Source organism: Chitinophaga japonensis (assembly GCF_007830125.1).
Lineage (GTDB): Bacteria > Bacteroidota > Bacteroidia > Chitinophagales > Chitinophagaceae > Chitinophaga > Chitinophaga japonensis.
The window spans coordinates 1,823,941-1,843,243 of record NZ_VLLG01000002.1; the positions used below are offsets into that span (position 1 = coordinate 1,823,941).

A 19,303-nucleotide genomic window follows, 5' to 3' on the forward strand; every position below is an offset into this window, starting at 1 on the left:
ATATCCTTTTTATGAGATCAATACTTACCTGTTCCCTTATCGCATTGTTACTCGCAGCCTGTGGTGAAAGCCGTCGCAATACTGACCGGGATAAAAGCTACCAGGTGCTCGACTATGTAACTGTCGGGAAAATAATGGATACGGTTCAGTTACCCTATGTCATTCATCTCCAGCATGGCCAAAAGGAGCTGGTGTTCATTGGCTGTGACCACAATTATGATACCGCTCACCGGCAGTTTGTCCTCATTGAGCAAGCCTTTGCAGCGCTGCAACCGCAGATCGCCTTTAATGAAGGAGGCCAGTTGCCGGACAGCCTGCACTACCCCTCCATGCAGGCGGCTATTATGAAAAACAGTGAGACAGGATGTTTAAAATACCTGTGTAACGAGGCCGGCATCAAGATGGTAAACGGGGATACCGGCGATTCCCTGGAATTTTCGATCACCCTGAAAAAGCACCCGCGGGAAGAACTGTTCCTTTACTATGTGATGGAGCGCCTTGTCATTCCTTACCTGTACGGGGCATACGGCAGTCGGCCCTTTGAAGAATTGTATAACGAAGCCATAGATGGTTGGTTCGTGAAAGAGGGATTCCCCTTAACGAAGGAGGAAAGAACGCTTACCTATTTCAACACCCTATACCGGAAGTATATGGGGCGTCCCCTTGAGCTGAAAATGACGGCCGATATGGAACAGTTCGACTATGTGAACCCGGATTGCAGGTTCTGTGCTATTGGGCGGACTTCCAAAATGGTAAGGGACAGCATCTTGCTGGACAAGATTGACCAGGCGCTTTACCGCTACGACCGGATAATAGTTACCTTTGGTGCAGGTCACGCCCTGGCTGTTGAACCGGCCTTAAAGCAGGTGGTCGGCAAGGAGCGTTAGATAAATGCCGCGAAATGCACCAGTTTTCTTTCCAACGTACAAATTATCAGCACACGCCTGTCACCCAGGCTGTATTTATAGTCCCGCCCCAGGTGCACCTGCTGGATGTGGCCGGGCCGGCGCAGATCTTTTATGAAGCAGCCGATTACGGTGCGCCGGTCACTTCTTATTTTGCCGGTATCTTCCCGGCAGACGAGCGCGTGGAGAGCAGCAGCCACCTGTGCTTTTCCGATCTTCGTGATTATAACACCCTGCAGTTAAAAAAGAATGACCTGGTGTTCATTCCCGGCCTGGAGCGCGCTTTGTTGCTGGACGATGCATTCCTGCGCACTACCGCCCCCTTCCGCCGGTGGCTGCAGGAGCAGCATGCAAAGGGCGTGATCATCTGTTCGGTGTGCACCGGCGCTTTCCTGCTGGCGGAAGCGGGCCTGCTGCAGGACCAGGCCTGCACCACGCACTGGAAATACACGGAACGCCTGCAGCAGCGTTATCCCGGGCTGCAGGTGAAGGAGAACTGCCTTTTCGTACAATCCGGCACGGTGCTGACCAGCGCCGGCGTGGCTTCGGGAATAGACCTGGCGCTGTATATCGTAGAGCAATTGTGGGGATCTGCATTTGCCGCCCAGGTGGCCCGGGAAGTAGTGGTGTTCAATCGCCGCTCCGCGGCCGATCCCCAGCTCAGCGTGTTCCTGCAGTACCGTAACCACCTCAACAACCGCATTCATACCATACAGGACCTGCTGGCGCAGACGCTGGATAAAAAACTGTCCATTGAGGCCCTGGCGGAGCAGATCCATATGAGCCCCCGCAATCTTACCCGCCTGTTTAAAAGCACTACGGGCATCACTATCGGCCAGTACCTGGACAAGCTGCGGGTGGAACGTTCCCAGCAGATGATCGGCGAAGGCCATACCATGCACACGGTAGCGGCAGCCTGCGGGCTGAAAAGCACGAACCAGTTGCGGCAACTGCTAAAGAAATACCGGGGCATGGTGCGCGCCTGATCCAAGATTGTCCGGATACTGCGCTATCCTGTCCTGCCCGTTCTTACCGGCGCTTACTATCTTAGCCGTAAAACAAACCACCCATGAAACGATTGTTCCTGTATATCATAGCCTGCCTGCTGCTGTGCGGGGCCGCCCGCTTGTCCGCGCAATCGCAGGCCGCGTATTACTGCCTGCCCTGCAACAATGCCTGCGATACCATTGCTTTCGATGCGCCCGGCGAATGCCCGCACTGCCATATGGAGCTGATCCGGCAAGTGGTGGAGGAACGTAAGCGCCTGCAAAACGACCGCCTGAAAATAGCCTTCTACCTGCAGGATGGCGTGGAGGTGCTGGACTTTGCCGGGCCCATGGAAGTATTCGATTACGCCGGGTTTGATATTTTCACCGTTTCCAAAACCCGGGGCCCTGTTACCTCGCAGGGCGTGTTGAAGATCATGCCGGATTATACCCTGGACAATGCCCCGGCAGCGGATATACTGGCCTTCTTTGGCGGCAATGCCGGCGCAGCGTCCAATGATCCTGCGGTCATTAACTGGGTGAAACGGCAGGCCAATATCCGGCACTACTTTTCCGTATGCACCGGCGCATTTATACTGGGGAAAGCCGCCTTGCTGGACAGCCTCACCGTTACTACTTTTCATAAGAGCATTGCCAGCCTGCAGGAGGCTGTGCCTACCGCAAAAGTATTGTCCGGCGTACGCTTTGTGGATAATGGGAAGGTGATCACCACCGCAGGCATCTCCGCCGGGATAGATGGCGCGCTGCACCTGGTAGCCAAAATACGCGGCAAGGCAGTAGCGGAGAAGGTGGCCGCTTACATGGAATATGATAAATGGGCGCCGGATGCCGGGCTGGTAACAGTGCCATAAAGCCCGCTTTAACCGCTTTAACCGCCGGATTGCCCGTTTCAGCCGCTCTTTTGTTGTCATATCGGTTGGAGATGGTCTGACTATTATGGCAAAATATTTACTACTACTCTTATCGATTATGGCCAGGGTGTCCCTGCACGCGCAAGAGCACCGCAGCTTTACTTATCAGGGGCAGGCGCTGCCCTACCTTGCGCAGAACAACCGGATGCCGGATCACTTCAGCTTCCCCGGTATGCAGGCCTACATTATCATAGGGGACATGCACACGACACCGGAGACCCTGTATGCGCAAGACAGTTTGCACCGGTTACCCTTGTATGGCATGCAGGCCTATGCCTGCTTCTATTATCTACCCGCTAATCAATGGCTGCAGGACACAGCCGTGCAGGATTTCCTGGAGCAGTTCATTGCACATCTCTATGAAAGGGATTTTATTAACCGGAACAAGGTGCACTTGGTATGGTTGGACACGATAGCGCTTTCCTGTGACACGCTGCAGGCATTGCATACCTGCCTGGCAAGCCTGGCAGCGCTGCCTGGCAACAAGATGGCGCACTGCAGCGCCGTTCATGTCTATGCATCTGCAAAGCAGACCTGGTCGCACAATGCATCGCGGCATACCAGTGTAACCTATGCCGTACCGGGTGTGCTGGACATGGAAACCCGGCAGGTGGCAAAAGCGAAGGCCCAAAAACAGGCGGCTGCTATGGTGTGGAAACATCATTGGCTCTTACAGTTTGCAGCCGGCGTGCACCTGGTTGGCAGCCAATATCACACGGATTTTGATGATGAAACGCTGGTGGATTTTACCCGGCATAAGACCCTGTGGGACCTGCGCGCCGGTTATTACCTTTCGGACGCGTTAGCCCTGTTTTTTAACGGTGCGCTAATCTATGCCGCCAAACAGCAAACAGTAGATGAGATCAACTGGAACAGCGAGCAGGTAACCATCAATGGCTCCGGTAGCAGCGGCGCCATGCTGCGCTATGGACTGGGCATCAGGCTGCTGCCCTTTGGCCCGCGCCGGTTCAGCCCCTGGCTGGATGCTGTTGCTGGCGGCGTATGGGTAATGGCTGGTGGTGGTAGCGGCACGCGCACGGTTGGTTGGGGCGGTGGCGGTACCTCGTCAGAGATCAGGAAGCATACGGAAAGGGGTATCTTCTATGCGTTGGCAGCAGGTGTTCAATATCGTCTCAGCCGTCTTTTTTATGTAGCGCCCGGGGTGCAATATACCGTATCGCCATTGCCGGCGCCGGTAGGCTCGGTGAGCGCCTTTACAGGGGTTACGCTCAATGCAGCGCTGGGGGTGGTGATACCGGGGAGGCGGCCATGAAGCCCGCTTTAACCGCCGGATTGCCCGTTTCAGCCGCTCCTGTTTCCTGCAAACCCGCCATTCGGCTTACTTTTGCAGGGATGAAGAAATACAACTGGAATATAGGCATCCCGTTTTCCTTAATTATCGCGGTGATCTCGTCCCTGCCCCGGTTGATCCGTTTTAATTCAACGGATCTGTCGCAGTACGTTTACCTGGCTGCCTATTACTTTGTTTTCTCCCTGCTCACCTGGTATCTCAACCACCTCCTTATACATGCGCCTTTGCTGCAAAGGAGCCGGCGGGCCAACCAGTTGTTCTTTGCCATATCCATACCGCTGGGTTGCGTGCTTTCATTTGCGTATGACTATCTGAACAGCGCCATTACAAACCACCCGCTGCAACTGGCCGATCTGCCGGCAACGCAGCGGCGAACGGCGCTGATCCTTTTCCGGGGCATCATGTTTAACGGTCTTATTGCTTTCCTGGTGTTCCATCTCAAGCAAATGAAGGACAAGCAACAGGGGCTGCTGGAGCTGGAGCACCTGAAACAGGCGCAGTTACAGGCCCGGCTTTCGTCTTTGAAAGAGCAGCTCAGCCCGCACTTTTTATTCAATACGCTCAACACCTTATCCACCCTTACACAGGAAGCGCCGGTGAAACATTTTGTGAACGAGATGGCCAACCTGTACCGCTACATCCTGAAGAACCGCGCGCAGGATCATGTGCAACTGGAAGAGGAGATGGCCTTCATCCACTCCTACCTGTACATACTGGAAGCCCGCTTCGGGCAATCGCTGCAGGTGGAAATAGCGGTGGACAAAAAATGGTACGCCTCCAGAGTACCGCCGCTGGTGCTGCAGATGCTGGTGGAAAACGCCGTGAAGCATAACATAGTGCTGCAATCCCGCCCCCTGGTGCTCCGGGTATTTACGGAAGGGGAGTACATCGTAGTGCAGAACAACCTGCAGCCCCGCCAGCAGCAGGAAACCACCAGCGGCATAGGGCTGAACAATATTTATGAACGTTACAAGCTGCTGTTCGGCAGGGACGTAATGATCCGCCGCACAGCAGATGCCTTTTGTGTACAATTGCCATTGATCATATGAACATCGTCATTATAGAAGATGAGCCGCGGGCAGCGCAGGAGCTGCAGCATATTATTCACGAAGTAGTGCCGGCAGCCCGCATAACGGCCGTCCTGGACTCGGTGGAACAATCCCTGCAGCGGCAGGCCGATATCATGGCCGCCGACCTGGTGTTTTCCGATATAGCGCTGGGCGACGGGCAGTGCTTTGACATTTTCCGCCAGGTGGATATTAAAAGTCCCGTCATTTTTTGCACCGCCTATGATGAATACCTGATGCATGCTTTTGAAACCAATGCTATCAGCTACCTGCTCAAGCCCATCACCAGGGAGAAGGTAGAAAAGGCCATCGATAAGTTCAACCGTATGAAAGCCGCCCTGGCAGACCAGTCCTCCGGCGCGGCCGTACGGCAGTTGCTGCAGCGGCTAAAGCAGCCTTACAAGTCCGCCCTGCTGGTGCACCAGAAGGAAAGGATCATTCCCATCCAGGTAAAGGAAGTGGCCTGCTTTTACCTGGATGATACCCTGGTAAAGATCACCATGCTCCATGGTCAGCAATACTACCTGGGGGCTTCCCTGGAGGAGCTGGAAAAAACGCTGGACCCCGGCCAGTTCTACCGGGCCAACCGGCAATATCTCGTGAACCGGCAGGCTATCCAGAGCGTGGAGCGCTTCTTTGCCCGGAAACTGGCCGTGCGCCTTACTATTGGCAACATGACCCCCGTAATGGTGAGCAAGGCTAAAGCCGGGGAATTCCTGCAATGGCTGGAAGGAGGCGGTGGAAATGCCGTAGGGTGACTGCACTCACCTCCCGCCAGGGCCCGTTTCCGCTGTAACTTTGCCCGCCTCCGTTCAAAAACGCTTCCCAGGCGGCCCTGTGCGCGTCAAATTTGCATCACTTAACTGCTTAAACGCAAGAACAATGACGCAACGCACTTTTCAATGGGCCCTGCTCCTCTCCGGGATGATGATGGTCATGCATAGCCCGGCCTTTTCGCAATCGGCCAACGCGGCAGACAAGATACTGGGGGAGTGGATCAACGAGACCCACGACCGCAAGATCGAATTTTACCGCGCGGCCGGCACTTATGAAGCAAGGCTTTCCTGGCTGAAGAACGCAGACGGTAAAGCCCGCACCGGCCAGGTAGTGATCAGGGGACTGACCTATAACGAGGGCCGGTATGAGAAGGGCCGCCTGTACATGCCCGCCCGGGATGCCTGGTACAACTGCAGCGCCGTGCTGAAAGATGAGCATACCCTCGCCATTACCGGCTCCGCCGGCCTTTTCAGCAAAACAAAAACATGGACACGATGAGCCGCGCCGGTAAACGTTTATGCCGGGCGGCAGCGCTGGTATGCGCCCTGTTGGGCTCAGCCACGGTGCTGCGCGCCCAGGCCGTACTGAACGCTTACGTGCAGGAGGGGCTGCGCAGCAACCTGGGCCTCCAGCAAATGAATATGGACTATGCAAAGGCACAATGGACATTAAAGGAGGCCAAACGGTTATATGGCCCCCAACTGGACATAGCCGGCTCGTATACGGGTTCGCTGCGCAAGCCTTTTACCATGCCGCCGCCAGACCCCAACGATCCTTTGTCCATGGGGTTGTGGGAGCTCATCCACAGTATGGATGCCCCCAACATTGACGGCGACAAGATCTATTACCCGCCGCCGCATATGTTTAGCGGCGGACTGCAGCTCACGCAAACCATTTACAGTGCGGAGCTGAAATATAACCGCCAGGCAAAGGAGGCAGACAGCAAAGCCTGGCAGGCAAAGCTGGAGGACTTTAAAACATCGCTGGAGGCGGATATCCGCTCTGCTTATTTCCAGTACCTGCAGGCGTACTATGTGCGGGATGCTACGGCACAGGGCCTGGAGCTGGCGCAGCAACACCTGCAGGGCATTACGGAGCTGATCGCAAACCATAAAATGACGAAAGACGCCCTGTATAAGGCCAGGGCCAACCTGAGTAATATTACTGCGCAGTTGCACAGCGCGGACAACGATATTGTGAAAGCACAGTACTATTTCAACTTCCTGTTGAACCGCGAACGCGCAGCGCCGGTGAAAATTGACAGCGCCTACGTGTTCAACAGCCATGCCGCCTATCGCGTAGCGCCTGCGCAGGATACGGGAACAATGCACCGCTACCAACTGGACTATCTCTACCACCTGGAACAGTCGGCGCTGGCGCAGAAGAATAAGCTGGCCGCCAACAAGTGGCCGGATGTGCAGCTCAGTTCCTTTGCCGGCGTACGCGGCCAGGAGATCACCTTTGACAACAGCCAACTGCCCTTTGCGCAGCTTCAGCTATCCCTGAAGTGGAACCTGTTCAACACGGGCGCCAACAAGGCCCGGGTACAGCAGGCAAGGCTGCAGCAGCAAAGCCTGCATACACAGTACGACCTGCAGCAGCAGCAACTGTCCCTGCAGGAGATCACCGCCCGCCGGGATGTGATTACGTTGCTGGACAACTATGCCGCCGTGAACGACAGCTACCGTAATGCCGCTGTATACTACGAGGCGGTGAAACAAAAATTCCGGCTGGGCATGGCGGGTATACTGGAGCTGTCCGACGCGGAAAACCAGTTGTTGCAGGCTTCCATCAACCGGCAGGTGTGGTACTATAGCCTGCAGGTAAAAACAGCGGAGTATCAAAAATCAACCGGGAAAACAATTTCCATTATCCAATAAACACATGAACATACATCGTATTTACAGCACCGTTACCGCCACGCTGCTGCTGGCGGCCTGCGGCCAGGAAAAGCATACAGCAGCGGAAGCCCCGCGCCCGGTGGTCACCACCGTATTGCCCCGGTCGGGCAGCGCCGGCGCAGTCATCACGGCCAGCGGCATGATCGCCAGCAGCCAGGAAGTGGCCCTGTCCTTTAAAACAGGCGGCATGGTAGCGCAGGTGTACGTAGAAGAAGGACAGTATGTACAGCAGGGAGCATTGCTGGCCCGGCTGAACACTACGGAGCTGGAGGCGCAGCTCCTGCAGGCAGACCTGAATATTGAAAAACTGCAAAGGGATGCCGGCCGCCTGCAACAACTGGTAAAAGACACCATTGCCACGCTGGAGCAACTGCAGAACACGCAGACCAGCCTTTCCGCTGCAGTGCAGCAAAAGCGCAGCATGGACTACAACCTGTCACAGGCATCCCTGTACGCCCCTGCGCCCGGTTTTGTACTGCAACGGCAGGTGAATCCCGGCGAATATAAAACGCCCGGCTCGCCCGTGTTCATCATCGGTAGTAATATGGACGCCGGCAACCCGAAGTGGGTGTTTAAAGCAGGGCTGAGCGACAAGGACCGTGTGCGGGTGCAGGAAGGGCAAAGTGCCGCCATTACCCTGGATGCATTGCCCGGCCAGGTATTTACAGGAAAAGTGAGCCGCCTGTCCGCCATTCCCGAAGCGCAAACCGGCACTTATAACTGCTATATATCCTTTGAACCCGGCCCCGCACACATGGTGTATGGCCTTACCGGCAAGCTAAGCATACAGTACGCAGCAGGGGACCAATACACCCTGCTGCCGCTGGATGCGCTGATGGCCGCGTCAGGTGATACGGCCCTGGTATATACCGTGCTGCCCGACAGTACTGTGCAGCAGCGCAGCGTGCATATACACAGCATACACGGGGATGCGGTGGCCATTGAGGAACCCTGGCCCCGGAACCTGCCGGTGATCACCGCCGGCAAGAACGATGCGGTGCCCGGAAAAAAGATAACGATCGCTCAATAGCACAACACATGAACATTCCTAAATTTTTTATAAAGAACTGGCAGTTCACCATCTGCATTTTCCTGCTGGCCGCTTACTGGGGCATACAGTCTTTCCGGCAGATGCCCAAAAGCGAAGACCCGCTGTTTCCCCTGCCGCAGTACCAGGTGATCTGCACCTATCCCGGCGCCAGCCCGGCGGATATTGAGCAACTGGTGGTAAAGCCGCTGGAATCGGCGCTGGGCGCCTTAACGGATATCGAGTTTATCCGCACTAATGTGAACGACGGCATAGCCGCCATACAGGTCAAGTTCCTGCAAAACGCCGATGAGGAAAAGAAATACGATGAAGTACAGCGTGAGATCAACAAGGTGCGCCCGGATCTGCCTGCGGATGTAGCCGGCATTGACGTGATACAGGCGTCCACCAGTAATGTGAACATCCTGCAGTATGCCCTGGTAACGGACAAGGAGCCTTATAGCAAGCTGGAGGCCATGGCAGACAACATCAAGGCTGCTATAGAAAAGGTGAAAGGCGTAAAAGAGGTCGGCATTCACGCCCTGCCGCAGCAACAGGTGAATGTGGAGGTACGCCTGCCGGAAATGGCCGCCCGCGGCATTACGGTGCAGGCCATTGCCAACGCGGTGCAAAGTGAAGCCACCAGCATCCCCGGCGGCTACATGGATGTGGGCAGCAACCGTTACAACATTAAAACCACCGGCGATTTTGAGACCGTGGAAGCCATCCGGAATACCATTATCCAATCGGCCAACGGCCACCTGGTATACTTGAAAGACATTGCGGATGTGGAAGCCGCTTATGAACGGAACAACTACCATGCGCGCTACAACGGGAAGAAAGCCGTGTTCATTGCCGCCAGCCAGCAGGATGGCACCAATATCTTTGACATTACGGAAGCCGTGGAGGCGGAGCTGCAGCCCTACTACGCCGCGGGCAATGGCATACGCCTGGAAAAAGTGTTTGACCAGAGCGAGAGCGTAGCCCACCGCCTGCACGGGCTGTACCGCGATTTTATCATTGCCGTGCTGCTGGTGCTGGTCACCCTGCTGCCCCTGGGCCTGCGTGCTTCCTATGTGGTGATGCTGGCGATCCCTACTTCCATTTTTATCGGCATTACCCTGCTGGACCTGGCGGGCTATTCGCTGAACCAGTTCTCCATTGTAGGGCTGGTGATTGCGCTGGGCCTGCTGGTAGACGACAGCATTATCGTAGTGGAAAATATTGTGGCGAAGCTGCGCAAAGGCGAGAGCCGGGAGCAGGCTGCCATTAACGGCACCAACCAGTTGACAGCCGCTATTGCCGCGGTAACCACCTGCATCGTTCTATCCTTCCTGCCCCTGGTGACGCTGCAGGGGGCTACCGGCGATTTCATACGTTCGCTGCCCTTAGCCGTGATCTTTACCATGCTGGGCTCCCTGTTCGTATCCCTGTCACTAACGCCGCTGGTGTCCCGCTGGCTGCTCAAAGAGCAGATAGGCGACAACATCTTTTACCGCTGGGTGATGAAGCTGAACGAAGGCCCCTTTCTCCGCGTGCTGCACAAATGCCTGGCCTGGCCAAAGACCACGCTGCTGATAGCGCTGGCATTGATAGTGGCCGGCATCGCCATGCTGCAGGTGATCGGCGTGAGCTTTTTCCCCGGCGCGGAAAAGCCGCAGTTCCTGGTAAATGTAACCCTGCCGCAGGGGAAGAACACGGCGTCGGCAGACAGTGTATGCCTGCGCGTAGAGCAGGAGCTGCAAAAGCACCCGCAGATCATTTCCGTAGCCGCCAGCATCGGCAAAGGCAATCCGCAGGTGTATTATAACCTGCCGCAATCCCCCCAGAAAGGCAACAGCGCGCAACTGCTGTGCGGGCTGGACCACTACAGCCAGCGAGGTACGCCGCTCCTGCTGGATTCCCTGCGGCAGGTGTTTGCCCGGTATCCCGGCGTGAAAATACAGGTGAAGGAATTTGTACAGGGGCCGCCCGTGCAAAACCCGATCGAGATAAGATTGCTGGGCGACAATACGGACACGCTGCAGCAACTGGCTGCCCGGGTGGAAGGCATTATGAATAAAACGCCCGGCGCTATTGATATAGATAATCCTTTGCGGGAAGCAAGGTCCGAACTGCAGATCAGGGTTAATCATGATAAAGCGCTGGCCCTCGGTGTGCCGGTATCAGAGATCTACCGCACCATCCGCATGGTGTTTGCCGGGCTGCAGGTAGGAGAGTTTACGGATAACTCCGGCAAGGATTACAACTACAGGATCATGCTGTTGGCAGACGAAGCGGACACCCAAAGTTTTGATGTGTTCAGGGACATCTATGTAGCGTCTTCCACCGGCAGGCTGATCCCCTTCACGCAGATCGCGTCCTGGCAGTTCAGCGGCGCAGCTTCCACCATTCAGCATTATAACCGGGTGCGCAGTGTAATGGTTACGGCCGGCGTGGCATCCGGCTACCTCACCAATGATGTGACCAATGCCATCATCCGGGAAGTGAAGCAGATACATTTTCCGGTCGGCTACAGTTACCAGGCCGGCGGTGAAATAGAAAAGCGGAAAGAATCCTTCAGCGGGCTGACCACTGCGCTGTTCATTGCCGTGCTGGCCATTGCAGCCGTGCTGGTGCTGGCATTCCACGGTGTGAAAGGTACGCTCATCGTGGCCTCCGCCATACCGCTTGGCGTGTTCGGCTCCGTGATCGCCTTGTGGCTGGGCGGCTATACATTTTCTTTCACTGCCTTTATCGGCATTGTGACGCTGGTAGGGCTGGAAGTAAAGAACACCATCATCATCGTGGATTTTACCAACCAGATGCGGGCATTGGGACATGATGTGGACAAGGCCATAGAACTGGCCCGGGAAGAACGGTTTACGCCCATCTTCCTTACTACGCTTACGGCCGTATTTGCGCTCATTCCGCTGGTGCTGGAGCGCTCGGACTTCTTTTCCCCGCTGGCGCTGGTGCTGATCGGCGGCCTGCTAAGTTCCCTGTTCCTGACCCGGTTTGTAGAGCCGGTGCTGTATAAAATGCTCATGAAATAATAATGATCCTATGAAGCAATTGTTTTGCCTGTTAAGCGGGTTGATGATCCCTTATTGCAGTTATGCCCAGGATAAGGAGCTGCTGCACATTTCCTGGCAGTATGCGCCGTTCCGCTACCAGGATACTGCCATGCATACGCAGTCGCTGCAGTTGCGGGCGGGGTTCCCGCTATATCATAAGGGCCGGCATTTGCTGGCCGGCACGGTAAGCTATCGCAATATTTATTTTCATGGTCTCGGGAAAGAACTGGATATGCCCCTGCACGGCGTGGGGCTTGGCCTGGCGTGGCTGTACCGGGTGGATGAAAAGCATAGCTTATCCATGTTCTCTCAAACCGGCGTGTTCAGCGATATGAAGGACCTGTCCGGCGAAGATATGCGCATAGGACTGGGGTTCCGCTATAGCGCCCGGCACTCAGAACGGTTGCGCTATGGGTTTGGGCTGGCCTACGCCCGGCAGTTCTTCGGCAACCAGGTAGTGCCTTTCCTGGAGATAGACTACCGTTTTACGGAGCGTCTGCGGTTATACGGACAGATCCCCGTAAGGCCCCGGCTGGAATATACGCTCAGCAGCAGGGCAAAGATGGGGGCCGGGCTGCAGATGGATGTGAGCAGCTACCGTTTGTCTGCCAGCGCCGATGCATCCGGCTGGATAAAGACCACGCAGTGGGCCATGCAGGGATACTACCAGCATCGCCTCTCCGGCCGCTGGCAGGTACAGGGCAGCGCGGGCCTTATTTTCCGGCAGCAATTTGAGCGCTATGCGGATGACAGCCCACATAACTGGACCCTGTTCAGCATACCCCTGGGCGATCGCCCTGCGGCGGTACAGTCCGTACAGCAAAGGGGCCTGTTGTTGCAAATCAGCCTGTTATACAGTCTACCGGAATAACAGGATAAGGTGCTGCATATTTGTGTCCGGTTTTTGATATTGTTGGGTTGCATAATCCCGGAAACAAGTATTTTTGAGTACTAAATAAAATGCAATGGCACAGTTACCTAAGTTCATGATCGCCGACGATCCTGTTACAGACCCTGACAACGAATACATCTTCCACACCGAAAAGCCCCGCTTCTTTGCCAAACGCGTGGAGGAAGATGAAGAAACCGCTTACATTGACATTGTGGAGGAGCTGGATAACGTGGACGAGTTCTTCCACAACGATCCTGGTAAAAAGCAGGAGCTGCTGGAACAGTTGGAGGACTGGTACTACTCGTACATGGAATGGCTGGAGGAGGATGAGTATGACGAAGAGGAGGAAGAAGAGGAAGAGGAGTAATTCGTTTAGAACGGACCTGCCAGGTTTCGAAACCTGACAGGTCTTCTCTAATCAAAAATAAAACCTCATGCAAACACCTGTTTTCTGTAGTGGCATTTTTGCTGCATTACTGTTGCATGCCTGCTCCGGCAAGCAAACCATCCAAACGGAGCTGGTCCCCCTAAAGAACAAGTTTTCCCTTTCCACCCTGGCCGCCGCCACTGCTAAATACGGCCGGGACAACCGCTGCGTATTTGCCGTAAGACTGTCTGACTACGATTGATACTGCTGTACATTATCCTAAGTAACGGGGCCTTCCTGCGCGCAGGAAGGCCTTATTTTTGATAGGATTCAACGGATCAATGCGCATGCAGATGCCTTCCTCCGTTGTGGCACATATGAGCTACGATCCTGCAGCCGCTACGCTCAGGATCGTGTATGTATCAGGCACGGTATATGACTACAAGGGCGTGCCGCCCCGGGTATATGACGCCATGAAAAAAGCCTCCTCCAAAGGGCAGTACCTGAACCGGCATATCAAGGGCAAGTATGATTTTGTAAAGGTGAGCGGTTAGCGCTGTTTAAGCTTTCCCGGTAGTATGGGCAGCTCGCGCACCCGTATGCCGCAGGCATGGTACACCGCATTGGCAATGGCGGCGGCGGCCGGTCCCTGTACGGCTTCACCGGCGCCCAGCGCCCTTTCTTCCGGCCGCTGGATGACGGCCACTTCCGTAGCCGGCGCCTGGCCAAACTGGAGCATGGGATAGGTATACCAGTTATTGCTGGTCACGTGCTTCGCATCAAACCGCACCTGTTCCATCAGCGTCCAACTGGCGGCCTGCACCATACCGCCTTCTGTCTGGTTAATGATCCCGCCGGGATTGATCGCTTCGCCGGCGTCTATCGCCGCCCACATTTTTTCTACCCGGCCCCCCTTGTCGTCCACACGTACCTGCGCGGCCGTGGCGCAGTAGGCGGCGCTGTTCTTGTAGCGGGCAAAGGCAATGCCGATGCCGCTGCCGGGATGGGGCGCTTTGGCGGGTGTAATGTCTCGTAGCTTTTGCAGTACGGCGATCGCGCGTTTGTCCTCCAGGTGCATTAACCGGAAATCGTAGGGGTCCTTGCCGGCTTTTTCGGCCAGCTCGTCCATGAAAGACTCGATCGCGAAGATGTTGGCGTAGGCGCCCAGGCTGCGCAGGGCTGATACGCGCAGCGGTCCTTCAAAGAAATGGGCCGTGAGGTGCTGGTTCGGGATATCGTAATAAGGTTCGGCATTGCGGTAAGCGCCGGCATTATAGCCGCCCTGCAGTTCCCTGAAAGGCTTTTCGAGATAGCGGGCCGGCAGCAGGTTGCCTGCTTTGCCGCCGGGGCGTGTGCTGTGGGTGTCGGAGCGCAGCTCGTATTGCCAGTGGGTAATGCGTCCGCCGGCGTCCAGTACGGCAGCGGTGTCCATCAGCATGGCGCTGCCATAAGGTTCCCAGCCATGCTCGTCCTGCCGGGACCATTGCAGGCGCACATGCCTGCCGGGCAGGGCCATGGCAAACAGGGCCGCTTCTGCCGCTACATCATCCGCACCATTATGCCCGTAGCAGCCGGAGCCGGGCACGCCTTTTACATGTATCCTTTCCGCCGGCAGTTCCAGCATTTCCGCCAGCGCTCCCTGCAGGGGGTATACGCCCTGGCTGTGTGTCCAGACATGCAGTTGGTCTTTATCGTATAGCGCCACCGCACAGGAAGGGCCGGTAGCGCCGTGCATAATGTAAGGCTTGAAATAAGTGGCCTGCAGCGATGCACCGCCGCTGATGGGTTGTCCTTTTTCCCGCACCTTTTCAGTGCGCACCGGTAAGGTGGCCAGGTAGGCCGGCAGCGCATCCCCTCCGGCCAGCGGCGGCGCATCTGACCAGCGTGCATTTTCCGCCAGCGCTTCCTGCGCCTGTATAGCGGCGTACTCGCCCGGCGCTATTACGCCCAGGAAGCTGCCGTTGACAACGATCCTGACCAGGTCCGGCGCTTTGGCCCTGACGGCCTGTTCATTGTAGCCCAGCAGCTTTGCCTGGTAAGCCGGCGGCCGTACCACGCGCGCATGCAGCATGCCGGGGAAACGAAGATCGTGCACGTATACCGGCGCGCCGGCAACGATCTGCCTGGTATCCTGCCGGGGAATGGATCGGCCGGAGAGGGTATAATCCTGTTTTGCCTTCAGTGGCAGCGGCAGGCGTATGGTGCCGCTCAGTTCCCGGCCGTCCAGTATTTCTGCGAAGGTGAGGGAGCGCCTGCCTCCCGGCATGCTCACACGGCCCCCGGCAAATTCCAGCCGGGCAGCCGGCGCCTGCAGCTTTTCCGCTGCCAGCGCCAGCAACTGTTGCCGGGCCGCTGCCGCGGCATGACGGATAGCCATGGCGCTGGTCTCAATGGACATGCTGCCGGCGGTATAGCCTTCGTTGGGCGTTACGCCGGTTTCCGCCAACGTAACGCTTACCTGTTCCATGCCCAGCTCCAGCTCTTCCGCCGCCACCTGCGCCACGGCGGTGCGGAGCCCTTGTCCCAGCTCTATCTTGCCGGTCAGCACGCGCACGCGGCCATCTTCCAGCACCTGCAGCCAGGCGTTGATGTCCGGGTAGCGCCGCAGGCTGCCGGGCAGCTCCTGCGCGGCAGCCGCCATGGCTTCTCCATACGGGTGGAAGAGGGAAAAACCGATGGTGAGGCAGCCGGCTGTTTTCAGGAAGTCTCTCCTCGTGGAATGGGTCATGATCAACAGTTTAATGTTTCGCCTTCAGCTTGCCCGGCGGGTACCCGAAGTACTTCTTAAAGGACTTGGAAAAATTATAGCTGTCCGTATAGCCCAGCACGTAACCCACTTCCGCTACGGTGCAGTTGGATTCCAGCAGCATTTGCCGGCCGTAGCTCATCTTCAGTTCATTCAGGTAACCGAACACCGTGGTGCCGAACAGGGCTTTGAATCCCTTCTTCAGCTTGAAGTCGTTCAACCCGCAGTGCCTGGCTACCTGCATCAGGGTGATGGGCTCAAACATATGTGCTTTTACAAAATCCCGCGCGGCATACAGGCGTTCTTTGTCGGAAGGATGCAGCGGCGCGGCTTTCCTGCCTGCCAGTTGCTCGGCCTGCGTGGCTTGCAGCAGGAACAGCTCCATGATCTTGGATTCCAGGTACAGCAGCTTCATATGGCCGCTGTACCGGCATTGATGGATGTCTGTGATCACCTGTTGCTGTTGCCAGGTAAGCGGCAGGGCAACGGAGGAAAGGTCCGCCGCTTTACCGGCTGCGGCTTTGTCCCAGAAGCGCTGCAGGCAGTCCAGGTCGGTCACCATCATGCGCTGCATATAGTGCTGGTCCATTTCTATGCAAAAGCCGGCCGCGCTGGTGCCGGCCAGCGTGTAGTGGCCGTCAAAGGCCGGCGTGTACATCATGCCATGATGAAGATTGTCTACTGCGTAATGTTTGCCGCTTACGTTGTCCCATGCAGCGCTGTCGCCCTCCAGGGAAAAATACATGTCAAGGCAGGGCTCGGTCCTCGCTTCGGGATATTGCGTGGTCTTTTCCTGCAACACCTTTGCTGAAATGATCCGGGCGCCTGCAAAGGAAGTGATGGCTACATCGGTGTGGGAAGTGTCGAAGACGTATTGTACTTTTTCTTCGGTGAGCACCATAATAAAAGTGTTGCAGCAAACTTACAAAAAAATACGGCCGCTGCTGCTTGCCTATCCGTTCAGGAGGGAAATAAATCCGCCCGGCACGGGCCTTGTTCCATATGGTTTTCAGAAATTTACAGCCCCTTAAAAAAGAGGTAGCATGCAGCAGGAATATATCCACATCAAAGGCGCCAGGGAACATAACCTGAAGAATGTTTCACTGGACATACCCAAGCGGAAGATCACCATTTTTACCGGCGTATCCGGCTCCGGTAAATCCTCTATTGTATTTGACACGATCGGTGCGGAAGCGCAGCGGCAACTGAATGAAACCTTCAGCATGTTCATCCGCAACCGCCTGCCGCGCATCAGCCGGCCGGAAGCAGATACGATTGAAAATCTCTCTACCGCCATTGTGATAGACCAGAAGCGCCTGGGCGGCAACTCCCGTTCCACCATGGGCACCATTACGGATATCTATGCCGTGCTGCGCCTGCTGTTTTCCCGTATCGGGCAGCCGCCTGCCGGCTTCTCCAATGCTTTTTCCTTTAACGATCCGGCGGGCATGTGCCCGGAGTGTAAAGGCGTAGGCCATAAAGTGGAACCGGACCTGGATAAGTTGCTGGACCGCTCAAAGTCGCTGAATGAAGGCGCTATCCTGTTCCCGCCTTTTTCCGTGGGCTCCTGGTACTGGAAAACCTATGTGTATTCCGGCCTGCTGGACAATGATAAAAAGCTGGAGGACTACACGCCGCAGGAATGGGAAACATTGCTGTACGGCAAAAAAACATATGAAGTAAGGCTGGAGAACGATATGCCCCTAAACACGAAGTTCGAGGGGCTGGCGGATAAGTTCAACCGGCTCTACATCAGCAAGGACAGCAGCGAGCTGGCGGAAAGCACGCGGAAAACGGCGGAGCGTTACATGCGCTTTGGCCCCTGTCCCCTGTGCAGGGGCGCCCGGCTGAACCAGGCCACGCTGGCCTGCTGCATTAACGGCCTGAACATCGCGGACATGGCAGCCATGGAAGTATCCGCTCTGGTGGATGTGATCAAAGCTATCAATGATCCCTCCGCCGGCCCTATGCTGGTTACGCTGGCCATGCGCCTGCAGCACCTGGTGGACATTGGCCTGGGCTACCTGAGCCTGGACCGGGAAACGGCCACGCTCTCCGGCGGGGAATCGCAGCGCATCAAGATGGTGAAGCAACTCAACAGCAGCCTTTGCGACATGATGTACATCTTTGACGAGCCCAGCATCGGCCTGCATCCCCGCGATGTGCACCGCCTGAATGAGCTGCTGTTCAAGCTGCGGGACAAGGGCAATACCATCCTGGTGGTGGAGCATGACCCGGATGTGATAAAAATTGCGGACCATATTGTGGACGTAGGTCCCAAAGCCGGCGCCGGCGGCGGGCAGATCGTATATGCCGGGGATTTCAAAGGGCTGCTGCAGGCAGATACCATTACCGGCCGGTACATGCACCGGGAAACCACTGTTAAAGAACAGTTCCGGCCGCCTGCCGGTTTTATGCCGGTGCGCAATGCCCGCCTGCATAATCTCAAGAATGTGTCCGTAGATATACCGGCAGGCGTGCTTACCGCCATTACCGGCGTGGCCGGTTCCGGCAAAAGCTCCCTGATCAATGGCGTATTCCTGGCGCAGCATCCTGAAGCCATTGTGATAGACCAGTCGGCCGTGGGCACTTCCATCCGCTCCAACCCCGCTACCTACACCGGTATTATGGACGATATCCGGCAATTGTTCGGCAGGGCCAACAAGGTCAGCCCTTCGCTGTTCAGCTTCAATTCCAAAGGCGCCTGCCCGGGATGCCAGGGGCTGGGCTTTAATTTCATAGACCTGGCTTTCCTGGAGCCGGTGCGCACCACCTGCGAAATATGTAACGGCCGGCGCTTCAGGGAGGAAGTGCTGGAATATACCCTGCAGGGAAAGAACATTACCGAAGTGCTGGAAATGACCGTGCAGCAGGCCGCAGCTTTCTTTACCAGGAAGGAGGTCGTAAAACGCCTGCAGGCCATGAACGATGTGGGCCTGGATTACCTGACGCTGGGACAGCCGCTGAGCACGCTTTCCGGCGGGGAATGCCAGCGTATCAAGCTGGCCGGGGAGCTGCACAAGCAGGGCAGCATTTACGTGATGGATGAACCTACTACCGGGCTGCATATGTCCGATACCGGGCATCTCATTGAGATCATGGACCGGCTGGTGGATGCCGGCAATTCCGTGATCGTGATAGAGCATAATACGGATGTGATCAAGCGCGCGGACTGGGTGATAGACCTGGGCCCTGAAGGCGGCACGGGCGGCGGCAACATTGTGTTTGCAGGTACGCCGGCCGACCTGTTGCAGTCACCGCATTCCTTAACCGGGCAGTACCTCTCAAAAGCCTTCTATTTATAGGTTTTGTCAGCGCCCACGCATTCCGGATAA

17 protein-coding genes are annotated in these 19,303 nt (G+C 56.2%); 15 read left to right on the top strand and 2 right to left on the bottom strand.

Going from position 1 to position 19,303, the window contains the following annotated elements:
- The first annotated feature begins 11 nt into the window (after positions 1–11).
- The 14 genes from LX66_RS07480 to LX66_RS07545 all read left to right on the top strand — a co-directional run bounded on the left by LX66_RS07480 (position 12) and on the right by LX66_RS07545 (position 13,776).
- Complete coding sequence (locus LX66_RS07480) at positions 12–887, top strand: hypothetical protein (protein ID WP_145711405.1); 876 nt, start codon at positions 12–14, stop codon at positions 885–887.
- A gap of 14 nt (positions 888–901) precedes the next feature.
- Positions 902–1,891 (top strand): GlxA family transcriptional regulator, encoded by a 990-nt coding sequence (locus LX66_RS07485; RefSeq protein WP_145711406.1) that lies wholly within the window; start codon positions 902–904, stop codon positions 1,889–1,891.
- A gap of 83 nt (positions 1,892–1,974) precedes the next feature.
- Complete coding sequence (locus tag LX66_RS07490; protein WP_145711408.1) at positions 1,975–2,763, top strand: DJ-1/PfpI family protein; 789 nt, start codon at positions 1,975–1,977, stop codon at positions 2,761–2,763.
- Positions 2,764–2,881: 118 nt separating this feature from the next.
- A complete protein-coding gene (locus tag LX66_RS07495; RefSeq protein WP_145711410.1) occupies positions 2,882–4,096 on the top strand; it encodes a hypothetical protein in 1,215 nt (404 codons plus the stop codon).
- Positions 4,093–5,184 (top strand): sensor histidine kinase, encoded by a 1,092-nt coding sequence (locus tag LX66_RS07500; protein WP_145711411.1) that lies wholly within the window; start codon positions 4,093–4,095, stop codon positions 5,182–5,184. The genes LX66_RS07495 and LX66_RS07500 overlap by 4 nt, the downstream gene beginning before the upstream one ends.
- Positions 5,181–5,960, top strand: coding sequence for a LytR/AlgR family response regulator transcription factor (locus LX66_RS07505; RefSeq protein ID WP_145711413.1), 780 nt, complete (start codon positions 5,181–5,183; stop codon positions 5,958–5,960). The genes LX66_RS07500 and LX66_RS07505 overlap by 4 nt, the downstream gene beginning before the upstream one ends.
- 124 nt (positions 5,961–6,084) lie before the next feature.
- Positions 6,085–6,477 carry a DUF2147 domain-containing protein gene (locus tag LX66_RS07510; protein ID WP_145711415.1) on the top strand — a complete coding sequence of 131 codons (393 nt, stop codon included), beginning with the start codon at positions 6,085–6,087 and terminating at the stop codon, positions 6,475–6,477.
- Positions 6,465–7,859, top strand: a complete 1,395-nt coding sequence (locus LX66_RS07515) for a TolC family protein (protein ID WP_145711416.1) — start codon at positions 6,465–6,467, stop codon at positions 7,857–7,859. The genes LX66_RS07510 and LX66_RS07515 overlap by 13 nt, the downstream gene beginning before the upstream one ends.
- Before the next feature lie 4 nt (positions 7,860–7,863).
- Positions 7,864–8,910: an efflux RND transporter periplasmic adaptor subunit gene (locus tag LX66_RS07520; protein ID WP_145711417.1), complete on the top strand. Its 1,047-nt coding sequence runs from the start codon at positions 7,864–7,866 to the stop codon at positions 8,908–8,910.
- An 8-nt stretch (positions 8,911–8,918) separates the two neighbouring features.
- Entirely contained in the window at positions 8,919–11,942 is a 3,024-nt protein-coding gene (locus LX66_RS07525) for an efflux RND transporter permease subunit (RefSeq protein WP_145711419.1), read from the top strand.
- A 10-nt stretch (positions 11,943–11,952) separates the two neighbouring features.
- Complete coding sequence (locus LX66_RS07530) at positions 11,953–12,834, top strand: DUF6268 family outer membrane beta-barrel protein (protein ID WP_145711420.1); 882 nt, start codon at positions 11,953–11,955, stop codon at positions 12,832–12,834.
- Positions 12,835–12,928: 94 nt separating this feature from the next.
- Positions 12,929–13,222 carry a hypothetical protein gene (locus LX66_RS07535; protein WP_145711421.1) on the top strand — a complete coding sequence of 98 codons (294 nt, stop codon included), beginning with the start codon at positions 12,929–12,931 and terminating at the stop codon, positions 13,220–13,222.
- Positions 13,223–13,289: 67 nt separating this feature from the next.
- Positions 13,290–13,484, top strand: coding sequence for a hypothetical protein (locus LX66_RS07540; protein ID WP_145711422.1), 195 nt, complete (start codon positions 13,290–13,292; stop codon positions 13,482–13,484).
- Between the two features lie 91 nt (positions 13,485–13,575).
- Positions 13,576–13,776 carry a KTSC domain-containing protein gene (locus tag LX66_RS07545; protein ID WP_145711424.1) on the top strand — a complete coding sequence of 67 codons (201 nt, stop codon included), beginning with the start codon at positions 13,576–13,578 and terminating at the stop codon, positions 13,774–13,776.
- Here LX66_RS07545 and LX66_RS07550 read toward each other — a convergent pair.
- Positions 13,773–15,950: a molybdopterin cofactor-binding domain-containing protein gene (locus LX66_RS07550; RefSeq protein ID WP_145711425.1), complete on the bottom strand. Its 2,178-nt coding sequence runs from the start codon at positions 15,948–15,950 to the stop codon at positions 13,773–13,775. The genes LX66_RS07545 and LX66_RS07550 overlap by 4 nt on opposite strands.
- A gap of 10 nt (positions 15,951–15,960) precedes the next feature.
- On the bottom strand, positions 15,961–16,869 hold the full coding sequence (locus tag LX66_RS07555; RefSeq protein WP_145711426.1) for a helix-turn-helix transcriptional regulator: 909 nt from the start codon (positions 16,867–16,869) through the stop codon (positions 15,961–15,963).
- Positions 16,870–17,011: 142 nt separating this feature from the next.
- On the opposite strand from LX66_RS07555, the gene LX66_RS07560 reads away from it, so the two are divergent.
- Complete coding sequence (locus tag LX66_RS07560) at positions 17,012–19,273, top strand: ATP-binding cassette domain-containing protein (RefSeq protein ID WP_145711427.1); 2,262 nt, start codon at positions 17,012–17,014, stop codon at positions 19,271–19,273.
- The last annotated feature ends 30 nt before the right edge of the window (positions 19,274–19,303 follow it).

Excerpts from the sequence above, each read along its gene's own strand:
- LX66_RS07480 (WP_145711405.1), top strand. The coding sequence starts at position 12 with ATGAGATCAATACTTACCTGTTCCCTTATCGCATTGTTACTCGCAGCC.
- LX66_RS07485 (WP_145711406.1), top strand. The coding sequence starts at position 902 with ATGCACCAGTTTTCTTTCCAACGTACAAATTATCAGCACACGCCTGTC.
- LX66_RS07490 (WP_145711408.1), top strand. The coding sequence starts at position 1,975 with ATGAAACGATTGTTCCTGTATATCATAGCCTGCCTGCTGCTGTGCGGG.
- LX66_RS07495 (WP_145711410.1), top strand. The coding sequence starts at position 2,882 with ATGGCCAGGGTGTCCCTGCACGCGCAAGAGCACCGCAGCTTTACTTAT.
- LX66_RS07500 (WP_145711411.1), top strand. The coding sequence starts at position 4,093 with ATGAAGCCCGCTTTAACCGCCGGATTGCCCGTTTCAGCCGCTCCTGTT.
- LX66_RS07505 (WP_145711413.1), top strand. The coding sequence starts at position 5,181 with ATGAACATCGTCATTATAGAAGATGAGCCGCGGGCAGCGCAGGAGCTG.
- LX66_RS07510 (WP_145711415.1), top strand. The coding sequence starts at position 6,085 with ATGACGCAACGCACTTTTCAATGGGCCCTGCTCCTCTCCGGGATGATG.
- LX66_RS07515 (WP_145711416.1), top strand. The coding sequence starts at position 6,465 with ATGGACACGATGAGCCGCGCCGGTAAACGTTTATGCCGGGCGGCAGCG.
- LX66_RS07520 (WP_145711417.1), top strand. The coding sequence starts at position 7,864 with ATGAACATACATCGTATTTACAGCACCGTTACCGCCACGCTGCTGCTG.
- LX66_RS07525 (WP_145711419.1), top strand. The coding sequence starts at position 8,919 with ATGAACATTCCTAAATTTTTTATAAAGAACTGGCAGTTCACCATCTGC.
- LX66_RS07530 (WP_145711420.1), top strand. The coding sequence starts at position 11,953 with ATGAAGCAATTGTTTTGCCTGTTAAGCGGGTTGATGATCCCTTATTGC.
- LX66_RS07535 (WP_145711421.1), top strand. The coding sequence starts at position 12,929 with ATGGCACAGTTACCTAAGTTCATGATCGCCGACGATCCTGTTACAGAC.
- LX66_RS07540 (WP_145711422.1), top strand. The coding sequence starts at position 13,290 with ATGCAAACACCTGTTTTCTGTAGTGGCATTTTTGCTGCATTACTGTTG.
- LX66_RS07545 (WP_145711424.1), top strand. The coding sequence starts at position 13,576 with ATGCCTTCCTCCGTTGTGGCACATATGAGCTACGATCCTGCAGCCGCT.
- LX66_RS07550 (WP_145711425.1), bottom strand. The coding sequence starts at position 15,950 with ATGACCCATTCCACGAGGAGAGACTTCCTGAAAACAGCCGGCTGCCTC.
- LX66_RS07555 (WP_145711426.1), bottom strand. The coding sequence starts at position 16,869 with ATGGTGCTCACCGAAGAAAAAGTACAATACGTCTTCGACACTTCCCAC.
- LX66_RS07560 (WP_145711427.1), top strand. The coding sequence starts at position 17,012 with ATGCAGCAGGAATATATCCACATCAAAGGCGCCAGGGAACATAACCTG.